Genomic DNA, 12,044 nt, shown 5'->3' with positions numbered 1-12,044 from the left:
TCTTTCCGGGTTACTGAACGATGAAGGTCTTGAAGTAGACGTTGTCGACGCCGCCAAAGCCTTCGGTCTCGGCAAGGACCTTGTTGATCGCGGCGGTCAGGCGTTTCTGCAGACGGCCCTTGCCTTCGGGGCTGATCACGTCTTCCTCGGGCGTATCGGCGATGGCGATGAGCAGGGCCGAACGGATCGCCAGTTCATGCTTCTTCATCCACAGCACCACCCGGTAATCACGCCGGGTGGAGGCCGAGATGTTCACCTGCAGCAGCGCGTCGGTGTTCTTGAGGTTCGAGGTAAAGTCGTCGGCGAAATTGTAATAGACGGTGCGGAACTCGCTGCCGCCTTCTCCTTCGACATCGGCCATCTCGCCTTCGCCGCCTTCGCCTTCCTTGGCCTTGGGCGCGTAGGGGTCCTCCTCGCCCTTGCGGATCAGCTTGGGATTGTTGTCCTTCTTCTCTTCCTCGGCATGGCCACCGCCGATGATCCCGGCCGCCACGAGGCCGAATACGCCGCCGCCGCCGACGCCGAGCAGGGCAATGGCGCCGATGACCTTCACCATCATGCCGCCGCCCTTTTTCTTCTTGGGCTTGTCTTCCTTGTCGCTCTTGTCGCTCATCGTGGGTCTCTCAGGGATTGGGGGTCAGGATCAGGCGTAGATGCCGCGATCGTCGGTGCGGGGACGGGGGGCTTCGTCATCGCGCAAGGGCGAGCCGCTGTTTGCGAAGGGACGGGTAGGAGTGTGCTCCGCCTGGCGAGGCTGCTGGCGTTGGCTTTCGCCCTGTCCGGCCTGAGCCTGAGCCTGTGGCTGGCCTTGCGGGTTCTGGCCGGTGCTTTCGGTCGGGGTACGCGCTGCTTCAGTCGTGGCGCTGACGGCGCGGGCAAAACCGGGATCGGCGCTGCTCATCGCCACCGACATGCCGCGATCCTCGTCGTGATCGAAGCGGAGTGAGACGCGGCCAAACTCGGCGTGGTTGACCGAGGCGGTGATCGCGCGTGGCGAAGCCTCTTCGCGGGCGCGGGCAAGCGTATCGACCAACGTTGCAAAATCGATGCGTTCGGAGCGGGCCTCGTGGCGGAGCGGTGCTGGCGCTGAAGTGTCGGGGGTCGCAATCGAGCGATCCGCCAGCATGGTCGTGGTGCTCGGCGCTTCGACGCGCGGCATTTCGGCAATTTCACGGTCGGCCAGTTGCTTTGGATCGCCGGCTGGCGCGGGCCGGGCTGCCGGTTCGGGCAACTCGGCATTGGCCGCGCCCGTCTGCTTGCTCTGGCGAACCTGCCGTGCGGCCATGATCTGCGCGGTCGGCACGGCGGCGGCCGCTTCGGGCTGCGAGGCTACGGCTGCGCCTTCGCTGGCGGGCGCAAGCTCGATCTGGGCGGTGCGGGCCAGCGCGATGGCGGCGTGAGCGGGCGATTGCGGTGCAGCTGGTGCCGATGCCGCGGGCGCATGGGTGGCGCGGGGTGCTTCGGGGGAAGTCCCGGCATCCGCAGTATCGGTCGGAACCGGGCGATCCGGAGCGGCGAACAGTGCTGCGATCAGGGCAGGGTCAGGAAGGGCTGCATCGCGCAGTTCCGGGGCGTTCTCGAACTCTTCGTCGGGGGCCTCCGACTTGGCAGCTGCCTTGGCCGGCTGCGGCCGTGCCTGCACATCTGCCACGCGCACTGGCGGCAAGGCGGCAAGCAGCTTTGCCGGATCCGGCAAGATCTTGCCGCATTCCGGCAAAGGCGCGTCTGCCGGTTCTGCCGGTGCGATCTGCAGGGCGAGGAGGGCATCGAAGGCTATGCCGGGGGAGACAGCAGCACTTTCCGCCGCTTCCGCCGCATTTCCGCCATTCTGCAGCGGTGCAGCCATCAGGCCTGGGGCGGCAGTGGGCAGGGAAAGGGCGGCAAGGTCGATCATCAGTCAGGCTCCGTGGCGGTGCGTTAACCGTGATTATTCAAGACCCGTGCCAGATTGCCTTTTGCCGGTGGTAGGTGTTGTTGCGGATGCTACCTTGCGCGCGATCAGGCGCTCCTGCGCCTCGGCACGCTCTTCCACGGCAGCGCGGCGACGCTCGGCGGCGGCAGCTTCCTGCGCCTTGGCATCGGCGATCTTGCGCGCGGCATCGGCATCGGCGCGGGTGCCGGTGGTGATGCGATCAAGCCCTGCCACGAAATGCCGCAGTTGCTGCAAGCCGTGCGCATCGCGGGGATCGGTGCGCGCGGCATATTCCTCCGACAGTCGCTGGGTCCGTTCAACCAGCCCCTGCAACTGCGCCAGCGTGCCCTCGGCCTTGCCCGCTTCGGCGAGCGCGGTCTGGCGGGCGATGTCGCGGATGCGCTCGAGCCGCCTCAGGCGCGCCAGGCGCTCCCGTTCTGCCTTCATGCGCCCATCAACTGGGTCAGCGCGGCAACGCTTTGCGGCATCGACACGATTTCACGCTGCGGCTGGCTGATGAACCCGGTCAGCACCTCGTGCATGGCGATGGCGCGATCGAGCTGGGGATCGGCTCCGCTGCGATAGGCGCCCATCAGCACGAGATCGCGGTTGGCCTCGTAACTTGCCACGAGCGCGCGGAAGGTGCGGGCAGCGCGCTGATGTTCGGGCGCGGTGATGTCATTCATCACGCGGCTTAGCGAGGCGGCGATGTCGATCGCGGGATATTGCCCCCGTTGCGCCAGATCGCGCGAGAGCACGATGTGCCCATCGAGGATCGAACGTGCGGTATCGACCACCGGATCGTCCTGGTTGTCGCCATCGGCAAGGACTGTGTAGAGTCCGGTCACCGATCCGCCGCTTTCCGCCGAATTGCCCGCACGCTCGACCAGCTTGGTGATCGTGGCGAGTGCCGAGGGCGGATAGCCGCGCGCGGCGCCTGGTTCGCCGAGCAGCAGGGCAATCTCGCGTCCGGCGTGGGCGACGCGGGTCAGGCTGTCCATGATCAGCAGCACGCGCTTGCCTTGCGCGCGGAAGTATTCGGCCATCGCGGTGGCCATCATCGCGCCCCGAATGCGCAAATTGGGGGCATGGTCTGCGGGCACCGCAACGATGACCGAGCGCTCGCGCTTGGATCCCTGCATGTGCCGTTCGACAAAGTCCGAGACTTCGCGCGCCCGCTCGCCGATCAGGCCGACGATGACGATCTCGGCCTCGGCACCATGCGCGATCATGTCGAGCAGGACCGACTTGCCGACGCCCGAGCCCGCCATGATGCCTATACGCTGGCCGATGCCGAAGGTGGTCAGTGCATTGAGAGCGCGCACACCGGTATCGAAGCTCTCGCGCACCGGCGAACGATCGAGCGCGGCGGCACGCACGCCACCTGCAGGCCATTCCCGGCGATTGTGGATAGGACCCATGCCGTCGATGGGCTTGCCCTCGCCATCGATAGCGCGGCCAAGGAGTGCTTCCCCCACCGGCACCATGCCGGGGCGGCCTTCCGGACGGACCTTGGCACCGGGCCGCAGCAGCACCGGATCGCCGAGCAGCATCATCAACGTACGCCCGTTGCGAAAGCCGATGGTCTCCGCCGTCAGTGAGCCTGCGCCGTGGGCGATGCGGCATTGCGTGCCGATGGGGACGGACAGGCCCGAAACCTCGAGCATTCCGCCGTCGCATGCGGCCAGAAGTCCATAGCGTGCGGGCGTGAAATCGGGTTCGCACAGGGCAAGGGAATCGAGCGCCCGGTCCAGCGCGGAAAAGGTCGGCCCCATCAGCATTGGCGGAGCGCCTCGTTGATGGCGCGGCGCCACTGCTCGGGGCCATCCTCGACCCCGCCGGTCGCGCCTTCGACGCGCAGCGCGCCGCGTCCGAGCGAGGCGTCAGGTTCGAAGTGCCAGTCCTCGGGCAGGCGCGCGGCGATCAGGGCAAGGTCTTCGGGGTGGAGCCGGATTACGCGCTGGTCCTCGGCCCGCGCGAGCATGGCGGCGGCCACTTCGACGCGTCGGGTCAGCCCATCGGGATCGAGCGCGGCAGGGGCAATCGCCGCTTCGCACAGGGCGATCACGGTTTCGCGCAAACGGTCCTGCAACTCCGTCTGCATGGCTGCATCGAGCTTGCCCAGCGCGAATTCGATCTTCTGACGCGATGCTTCCTGCTCGGCAATGAGCTGTGCAGCGGCTTCCTGCGCCTCGCCCAGGCCCTTGGCATAGCCATCGGCCCAGGCCTCGGCGACCGGATCGTGCGGTTCGGGTTCGTCCTCCACCGGGACCACGACCGGCTCCGGCTCGGGTGCGGAGAATTCGCGGAAGAAGCGGCGGTCGCGCGCAAAACCTGTGGGGACTTGCCCCAAGTCCGCCAGCGAGATCGCGCGCAGGCCATCAGACATAGTCGTCGTCGCCCGCGCCGAACACGATCACGCCCTCTGCCGAGAGGCGGCGGGCGGCGGTGACCATGGCCTTCTGCGCTTCGATCACTTCGGCCATCTTCATGCGTCCACGCGCGGCAATCTCGTCGCGCACGCCATCGGCAGCGCGCGCCGACATGGCGCGGAAGAACACCTCGCGCTGCTCCTCGGGAATGCCCTTGAGCGCGGCGATCAGGGCATCGCTGTCGACCTCGCGCAGCAGCGCGCCCATCGACTTGTCGTCGAGCGCGAAGAGGTGTTCGAACTTGAACATCTCGTTCTCGATGGCCTTGGCAAGCTGGCGGTCCTGCTTGGCGATTTCGGGCATGACGCGCTTTTCGACAGCACGGACCGAGGCGTTGATGATGTCGGCCGCCTCGCGCGGGCCGCCCATCGTAAAGGCGCTGGACCCGTGCCGCTCGCCGATGCGCTGGTGCAGCATCTCCTCGAGCATGGCGATCGCCTCGGGCGCAACCGGGCCGAGCGTGGCGATGCGCTGCACGACCTGCGGCTGCACCTCATCCGGGAGGCCGTGGAGCACGGAGGCGGCCACTTCCGGATCAAGCTGGACCAGCAGCACGGCGATCGCCTGCGGGTGTTCGTCGCGGATCAGCGGCACGATCACCTGCGGCGTCAGCCACTTGGCGAGTTCGATGCTGGGCGTGCGTGCAGGATCGTCGGGCAGGATGCGCTGCATCAGGCTGTCGGCCTTCACTTCGCCCACCGCCCGCGTCATCAGCGAGCGCACTTGCCCCACGCGATCGTGCGCGATCAGGCCAAGTCGTTCGGTCTTCTCGACGAACCCGGCAATGGCCTGGGCAATGGCCACCGGGCCGATCTCGCCCAGCGCGCACATCTTTTCGCCAAGCAGGCGCAGTTCCGCCGGTTCGAGTTGCGCCAGGATCTGCGCAGCCTGATCGTCTTCCAGCAGCATGACCATCACCGCCGCGCGTTCGGGATCGGAGATGGCCGGGGCTTCCATCAGGTCGCTCATGCGCTGGCACCTTCCTCTTCAGGCTCTTTCAGCATCTGCTTGAGCGCAACCACCGCGCTGTCGGGCTTTTCGACGACAAGCCGCTGCGCGAGGCTGACCTGCCGGGCGAGCGCTTCGGCGTCGACAACGCCGGTTTCGGGGTTCTGCGCAGGCTGGATGGCCTGGGCAACTTCCTCGGCCGTGACGGTTTCGGCGGTGTCGTCGCCGACTTCGTCGTCCTCGTAGTCCGCCTCTTCACCCTTCTTGCGCTTTTTCAGAGGCTTGCCCTCCGGCTCCGCAGCTGGCTCCTTCTTCAGCGTCTTGATCAGCGGGCGTACGCCCAGCAGCAGCACCAGCAGGACCGCGATCAGCGCCACGGCATTGCGCAGGATCGTCGCGAACCACGGCGTTTCCCAGAACGGTGCGGGTGCAACGTCGGCGGGCTTGAACGCGCGCACGGCCACGGCAACCTGATCGCCACGGGCCGGGTCGGCGCCGACTGCGGCGCTGACGAGTTGCTTGATCTGTTCGATGTCCTGCGGCTTGGCCTTGGCCATGGTCTCGGCGCTAAGCGCAACCGCTACGGACAGGCGCTTGATCTTGCCCGGCGTCTGGTTCGATACGGCAACCTCGCGGCCGAGCTCGTAAGTGCGCGAGGAGCTGGATTCCCCGTTAGCGCCGGGTGTGGCTGCAGCAGTTGGCGTGCCTTGCGGTGCCCCCGGCTGGGCTGTCGTCGCAGGCGGCGGGGTGTTGGCGGTAACGCCCGGCACGCCTTGCGCGGTTGCCGCGCCGGTCTGTTGCGAGGCGCTTTGCGTTTCCTGCCGGACGACGCCCTGCTTGTCATAGCTTTCGCGGGCCGAGGTCACCTGATCCATGTCGAGATCGAGCTGGATCTCCGACGAGAAATTGCCTTCGCCCAGCATCGGCGTCAGCAGTTGCGCCACCTGCTGGCGCAATTTCTCTTCCATGCGCTGCTGCAGTTCGAGCCTGTCGCCATCGGGGCCGGAGGGATCGGAAAGCAGCGCGCCATGCTGGTCGACCACACGCACCGCATCGATGGAAAGCCCCGGCACCGAACCGGCCACGAGGTTGACGATGGCGCGCACCTGGCTTTCCGAAAGCTGCCGCCCGCGCTTCAGCTTTACCATGACCGAGGCCGATGGCGGCACGTTCTCGCGCACGAACACCGATTTCTCCGGCTCGGCGAGATGGACCCGCACGGCCTCGACCCCGTCGATCTCCATCACCGTCAGTTCCAGCTCACGCTCGCGCGCGGCCTGCAGGCGCTGGCCTTCAAGTCCCCGGCTCGCGCCCATCGGCAGCTTGTCGAGCATCTGCGTGCCGGTTTCCGGCGTGGCGATCGCGCCGTCCGAGGCGGCGGCCATGCGCGCCTTGTAGAGGTCGTCCTCGCCCACCGTGATCGCACCGGTGGCGTTGTCGATCTGGTAGGGGATGGAAGCCTTGTCGAGGCTGGCGATAACTTCGGCGCGTTCGCTGTCCGAAAGCTGGCTGTAGAGCATGCGCTGCGGCGCAGGGGCCATCGTCAGCCATAGCACGGCGGTCAGGCCCGCAGCGGAAACGCCTGCAAACCATGGCAGCGTGCGCCGCACCGGGGGCTGCGCCAGAAACGCCTTGGCCCGCGTGCCGAAGCTTCCGGCGGCGGGGTCGGTCAGGACGCCGAAGGTCAAAGGTGCGGGGGCCGGAACGAGGTCAGCCATTCAATCACACTCCCATCCGCATGATGTCCTGGTAGGCGGTCAGCAGCTTGTTGCGGACCTGCAGCGTCGCTTCGAACGCCACGCCCGCCTCCTGCCGCGCCAGCATGACCTTGGCGACATCGACGACTTCGCCCTTTTCATAGGCTTCGGTGATCGCGCTGGACTTCTGCTGGGCCGCGCTGACGCTATCGAGCGCGCCTTTCAGGCTGTCGGTGAAGCTTCCTGCCGGGCCGCTGCTGCCTTGCGGCGCTTGCGTCGCCTCGGGCGACTTGACCTGCTGGAGCAGCTGCGAGCGCTCCATGATCTGCTGGCGCAGGGCCATGATGTCCTGGATGCCGGAAGCCCGGCCGCCGATGCCGGAGACGCTCATCGCCTGCCACCTACGGCAATCCCGGCCTCACGGAAGCTGGCGAGGCGATAGCGCAGGGTGCGCTCCGAAATGCCGAGCTGGCGGGCGGCGGCAACGCGGCTGCCGTTGCAGGCCTCGAGCGTCGAAAGGATCGCCCGCGCTTCGGACATCTGCACGATGTTCGAGAGCTTTGCATCCCCCGAGGCAGGAGCGGCAACCGGTTCGTTGATCAGGCGGGCAGGGCGGTCGAACACGATGTGCGCAGGTTCGATCACCGCAGTATTGCCTGCCAGCACCAGTGCACGGCGCATGACGTTCTCCAGCTCGCGCACGTTGCCCGGCCAGGAATGCGACGCGAGCAACGTCAGGGCATCGTCGGAGACCCAAGGGCAGTTCGGCGAGTGACGCAGGGCCATGGCGAAGGCGAGGGGAGCGATGTCGTCGGGACGCTCGCACAGTGCGCGCAGGGTGAGGGGGAAGACGTTGAGGCGATAGTACAGGTCGGCGCGGAAGCGGCCTTCCTCAACCTCGAGCGGCAGATCGCGGTTGGCACAGGCAATGACCCGCACGTCCACCTTCACCGGCTGCGTCGCGCCCAGCGGCACCACTTCGCCCTCCTGCAGCGCGCGCAGCAGCTTGGCCTGAAGCGCAAGCGGCATCTCGGCAATCTCGTCGAGCAGCAGGGTGCCGCCGTCAGCCGCGCGGAAGAACCCTTCGCTGGCGGCGTTGGCGCCGGTGAATGCGCCCTTCTGATGGCCGAACAGCAGGGCCTCGAGCATGGCTTCGGGCATGGCGGCGCAGTTGATCGCCACGAAGGGCTTGTCGGCGCGGGCCGAATGTTCGTGGATGAAGCGGCTCAGCACTTCCTTGCCGGTGCCGGTCGGGCCGTTGATCAGGACAGGGATGTCGGTGGCGGCGATGCGTTCGGCCAAGGCCAGGACAGACAGGCTCTCAGGATCGGCGGCAATCGGCGCACCGGGCTTTGCCGCGCAGGCGAGCACGGCGGCCAGGGCAGCTTCGCCCGCGCCGTCGCCATAGCGCACGGTCGCAGTGCGGCTGCCGCTCTGCCGTTCGATCGCAGGAACGGGCGACCGCTCCAGCAGCACCACCTGCTTGCGCGGCGGCATCTTCGCGTTCTCGAAGGCGTCGGCCAGCATGGACTGTCCGTCAGCGCCGTAGCTCGAAAGCACCGAGGCCGCGCGCTGGACCAGCGCCGCGTGGGCTTTCGCCGCTGCTTCCGTGAACTGCAGTGCCCCGCAATCGCGAATCATCTCAAGACCCCTGTTAACCATCCTGTCTGGTCCCTTCTTTCGCGCGGGACCGACAAACAGGTTGAAACTTTAAGGGGGCGGGTAACCCTAAGGGCCAGTACCTATGGGCGGCATTCTTTTGCCGGGCGGCAACTTAAAACCGGCTGCCATTTGCCGGTCTTAGTCCCGACAGCCGTGTCGATCCTCTGACCCGGCGGTCCTTTCGGGAACGACACACCACCTACCGGAGAATGGAAAATGGCGGTTATCAATACCAACATCAGCGCCATCAAGGCTGCTAACTCGTCGACCTCGGCGAGCAAGATGCTCGGCACGGCGATGGAACGCCTGTCGACCGGCAAGCGCATCAACGGCGCCAAGGACGACGCGGCAGGTCTGGCCATTGCCACGACCATGACCTCGCAGATCAAGGGCATGGCCCAAGGCGTGCGCAATGCCAACGACGGCATCTCACTCGCTCAGACGGCTGAAGGTGCGCTGAGCGAAGTCACCAACATGATGCAGCGCGTCCGCGAGTTGGCAGTTCAGGCCAAGTCGGCGACCTATCAGGAATCCGACCGCGACTACATGAACACGGAAGTCCAGGAACTGACGGACCAGATCAACGCCGTTCTTTCCGACACCAAGTTCAACGGCAACACCGTGTTCGACAGCACCGCCGACAAGACCTTCGACATCCAGGTCGGCTCGGAAACCGCGACCACGGTGACGATCACCTCGAAGCAGATCAACACGGTCGCCTTCGACGTCAGCGGCACCGACGGCACCAACGCAGGCACCACCATCGACGACGTCGATACCGCTCTGGGTGAAGTGAACGCTGCCCGTGCGACTTTCGGTGCCGGCCAGAACCGTCTGGAATCGGTGGTGAACAACCTCAACGACAACATCACCAACCTGTCGGACGCCCGTTCGCGTATTCAGGATACCGACTACTCGGCGGAAACCACGCAGATGGCCAAGGCCCAGATCCTTTCGCAGGCTTCGACCGCGATGATCGCCCAGGCCAACCAGAGCCAGCAGAACGTCCTCTCGCTGCTGCGCTAAGCATGACATACGCCTGTCTCCACCAGGCGTGATCACGAGCCCGGCGATCCTTTGGCGGGTCGCCGGGCCTTCGTGCGTTCTCCGGTAATGCAGAAAGGGCGGCTCCCGATCGGGGCCGCCCTTTCATTGGTTAACGATACTGTGGCTTTTACTTCACGCCGATCGGGAAGCTCACGCCGTTGGCGGCGGCAGTCGAAGTCCGGCCGTCGTTGCGCGGACCCCCGATCAGGACCAGACCGGCAAGGTGCGGAGTCGCCATCGAGGTGCCTGAGATGGTGTTGTAGCCACCGTTCATCCAGGTCGACAGGATCGACACGCCGGGTTCTGCGAAGTCGACCGGCGAGCCGAGCGCCGAGTAGTTGGAGAAGCTGGCGAAGGTGTCGCTGCTGTTGACCGCGGCAACCGTGTAGATGTTCGGACCGTTGGCGCGTGCTGGCGAGTGCAGGTTGGCGTCCTCGCCGTCGTTGCCAGCTGCCAGTGCAAAGACCACCCCGCTGTTGGTGGAGGCATTGATCACAGCCTGATCGAGCGTGGTCGAAACCGGGCCACCAAGGCTCATGTTGGCAACGTCGCCCGGCTTGCCGATTTTGGCGACGTAATCCACGCCAGCGATCACGTCCGCATAGGCGCCGCTGCCGCGACGGTCGAGCACGCGGACCGCAACCAGCGTCGCGCCCGGTGCCACGCCGACCACGCCCGAACCGTTGATCTTGGCGGCAATGGTGCCAGCAACGTGGCTGCCGTGGCCATTGAGGTCGTTGGCCGACTTGTCACGCGGCACGAAGTTCTTGCTGCTGGCCTTGTCGACATTGAGGTCGGGGTGGGTCAGGTCGATGCCGGTGTCGATCACGAAGGCGCGGCCGGAAATTGCATAGGAAGCGTTGCCGCCGCCGACGCGGATGATGCCCGGCGGCGTGGTCTCGGTAGCCGAAGCGCTGACGTTGCCGCCCGGGCTGGCAAGCGAATTGACCGGATCGATGACGGTGGCAATCTGGTCGGCTTCGCACTTGGCGATGTTGGGATTGCGCGCGGCGATTGCGGCGGCGCTGGCGGCCTTGGCGTGGATCGAGAAGCCCTGCAGCGCGGAGGTATAGACATGGCCGACGTTTCCGCCCGCCTGGCTGGCGACGCGGTTGGCTTCTGCCTGTTCGGAACCACGGGCGACTGCACCGGCGCGGAACACGCAGATCCAGCTGTCGGCAATGACCGAGCCGACTGCAGCCGCAGTGGTCGGCTGCGCGGATGCGGGCGCCGTGGCAGTGCTGCCAACCGGAAGAACGACTGCGCTGGAGGTTGCGTTCTTGTTGCCGCCTGCGGCTGCAAAAACCATTCCGGCCAGTGCCAAGGCAGACACCGTCGCCATTGCTGCAATCTTCTTCATCGAATTTTCGCTCCCTGTCGTTGTACGCGGTCACGGGCGCAAGGCCCGGTGCACCACCGCAATGACGGGAAACTGCATCCAACTCGTTGCAGACGCAACCGTAACTTTTCATCCAAAGTTCAAGAACGTCACAGTTCTTTAGTTAATCAGTCACTAAGCAAAATCGACATGCGGCGATTGCGCGGATCAGCCGGGTTGTTCTGCACCAGTGGCTCCCGGTCGGCCACGCCCTCGATCCGACGGAAGCGCGCTTCGGCGATGCCCTGGCGCATCAGGGTCTGTCGCGTCGTCTCGGCGCGACCGGCCGACAGTGACCAGTTGTTGGCCACGCCATTCTTCCACGGCAATGAGTCCGTGTGCCCGCGGATGGTGAGCTGCGTCGGGTCCGGGGCTATGGCCTGCCCGATCGCACGCAGCAGTTCGGCGGCGTCGGGGGTCAGGACCGTGGTGCCCAGCAGGAACATCGAGAAGTCGGCATCGTCGACCAGATCGAGCCGGATGCCGTCGGCAGTCTCGGTCATGCGCACCTGCCGCGCGAGCTTCCTGAGCTTTTCCGACTGGGCAAGCTTCTGGGCGATGCGCTCCTTCATCACCTGCGAACGCTTGATCTTGCTGCCGCCTTCCTTGGGGCCGCCGGTCGCGTCGCGCGGGATCGAGATGGTCTTGTTGCCGGTCTGCCCGGCACGGTGCGGGTAGTCGTCGGCGTCGGTCAGCGAGGAGCCGCCGAGCACGCCATAGCCGCCTGCGCTGCCCTGCCTGACCTTGACCAGCGTCGGCGTGAAATAGTCGGCGATGCCCTTGCGCTGCTTTTCGGTGGTCGCGCCGAGCAGCCACATCAGCAGGAAGAATGCCATCATCGCGGTCACGAAGTCGGCATAGGCAACCTTCCACGCGCCGCCGTGGTGACCACCGGCAACGACCGTGATTTTCTTGACGATGATAGGTTTGGGCGGCTCGTTCTTGCCCTTGGCCGGTGCCTTGGCCAT

At 66.1% G+C, this 12,044-nt stretch carries 12 protein-coding genes; 1 reads left to right on the top strand and 11 read right to left on the bottom strand.

Translation table 11 applies throughout. The features are described from left to right. Positions 1-10 precede the first annotated feature (10 nt). Genes I2488_RS13410 through I2488_RS13370 form a run of 9 tightly spaced genes read right to left on the bottom strand, consistent with a single transcriptional unit; the run spans position 11 to position 8,630 of the window. Entirely contained in the window at positions 11-613 is a 603-nt protein-coding gene (locus I2488_RS13410) for a flagellar basal body-associated FliL family protein (protein WP_196276322.1), read from the bottom strand. Positions 614-643: 30 nt separating this feature from the next. Next, positions 644-1,894, bottom strand: coding sequence for a hypothetical protein (locus tag I2488_RS13405; protein WP_196276321.1), 1,251 nt, complete (start codon positions 1,892-1,894; stop codon positions 644-646). Between the two features lie 33 nt (positions 1,895-1,927). After that, positions 1,928-2,359, bottom strand: coding sequence for a hypothetical protein (locus I2488_RS13400; protein WP_196276320.1), 432 nt, complete (start codon positions 2,357-2,359; stop codon positions 1,928-1,930). Beyond that, a complete protein-coding gene (locus I2488_RS13395; RefSeq protein WP_196276450.1) occupies positions 2,356-3,687 on the bottom strand; it encodes a FliI/YscN family ATPase in 1,332 nt (443 codons plus the stop codon). The genes I2488_RS13400 and I2488_RS13395 overlap by 4 nt, the downstream gene beginning before the upstream one ends. Then, positions 3,687-4,301, bottom strand: coding sequence for a FliH/SctL family protein (locus tag I2488_RS13390; RefSeq protein ID WP_196276319.1), 615 nt, complete (start codon positions 4,299-4,301; stop codon positions 3,687-3,689). The genes I2488_RS13395 and I2488_RS13390 overlap by 1 nt, the downstream gene beginning before the upstream one ends. Continuing rightward, positions 4,294-5,313, bottom strand: coding sequence for a flagellar motor switch protein FliG (gene fliG / locus I2488_RS13385; RefSeq protein WP_196276318.1), 1,020 nt, complete (start codon positions 5,311-5,313; stop codon positions 4,294-4,296). The genes I2488_RS13390 and fliG overlap by 8 nt, the downstream gene beginning before the upstream one ends. Next, positions 5,310-7,010, bottom strand: a complete 1,701-nt coding sequence (gene fliF, locus I2488_RS13380; protein WP_196276317.1) for a flagellar basal-body MS-ring/collar protein FliF — start codon at positions 7,008-7,010, stop codon at positions 5,310-5,312. The genes fliG and fliF overlap by 4 nt, the downstream gene beginning before the upstream one ends. Positions 7,011-7,014: 4 nt before the next feature. Then, on the bottom strand, positions 7,015-7,380 hold the full coding sequence (fliE, locus tag I2488_RS13375) for a flagellar hook-basal body complex protein FliE (RefSeq protein ID WP_196276316.1): 366 nt from the start codon (positions 7,378-7,380) through the stop codon (positions 7,015-7,017). Then, positions 7,377-8,630 (bottom strand): sigma-54 interaction domain-containing protein, encoded by a 1,254-nt coding sequence (locus tag I2488_RS13370; protein WP_196276315.1) that lies wholly within the window; start codon positions 8,628-8,630, stop codon positions 7,377-7,379. Before I2488_RS13370 ends, fliE begins: the two co-directional genes overlap by 4 nt. Before the next feature lie 237 nt (positions 8,631-8,867). Here I2488_RS13370 and I2488_RS13365 point away from each other — a divergent pair, with 237 nt between their 5' ends. Beyond that, a complete protein-coding gene (locus I2488_RS13365; protein WP_196276314.1) occupies positions 8,868-9,677 on the top strand; it encodes a flagellin N-terminal helical domain-containing protein in 810 nt (269 codons plus the stop codon). 148 nt (positions 9,678-9,825) lie between these two features. Here I2488_RS13365 and I2488_RS13360 read toward each other — a convergent pair whose 3' ends face one another. Together I2488_RS13360 and I2488_RS13355 are read right to left on the bottom strand one after the other, a co-directional pair. Next, positions 9,826-11,058 (bottom strand): S8 family serine peptidase, encoded by a 1,233-nt coding sequence (locus tag I2488_RS13360; RefSeq protein ID WP_196276313.1) that lies wholly within the window; start codon positions 11,056-11,058, stop codon positions 9,826-9,828. Between the two features lie 146 nt (positions 11,059-11,204). Next, positions 11,205-12,044 (bottom strand): flagellar motor protein MotB, encoded by an 840-nt coding sequence (locus I2488_RS13355; RefSeq protein WP_196276312.1) that lies wholly within the window; start codon positions 12,042-12,044, stop codon positions 11,205-11,207.

It is taken from the genome of Novosphingobium jiangmenense (genome assembly GCF_015694345.1).
GTDB classification, from domain to species: Bacteria; Pseudomonadota; Alphaproteobacteria; order Sphingomonadales; family Sphingomonadaceae; genus Novosphingobium; species Novosphingobium jiangmenense.
The sequence above is the reverse complement of the archived record's forward strand: the minus strand, read 5'-3'. Positions and strand labels throughout refer to the sequence as shown.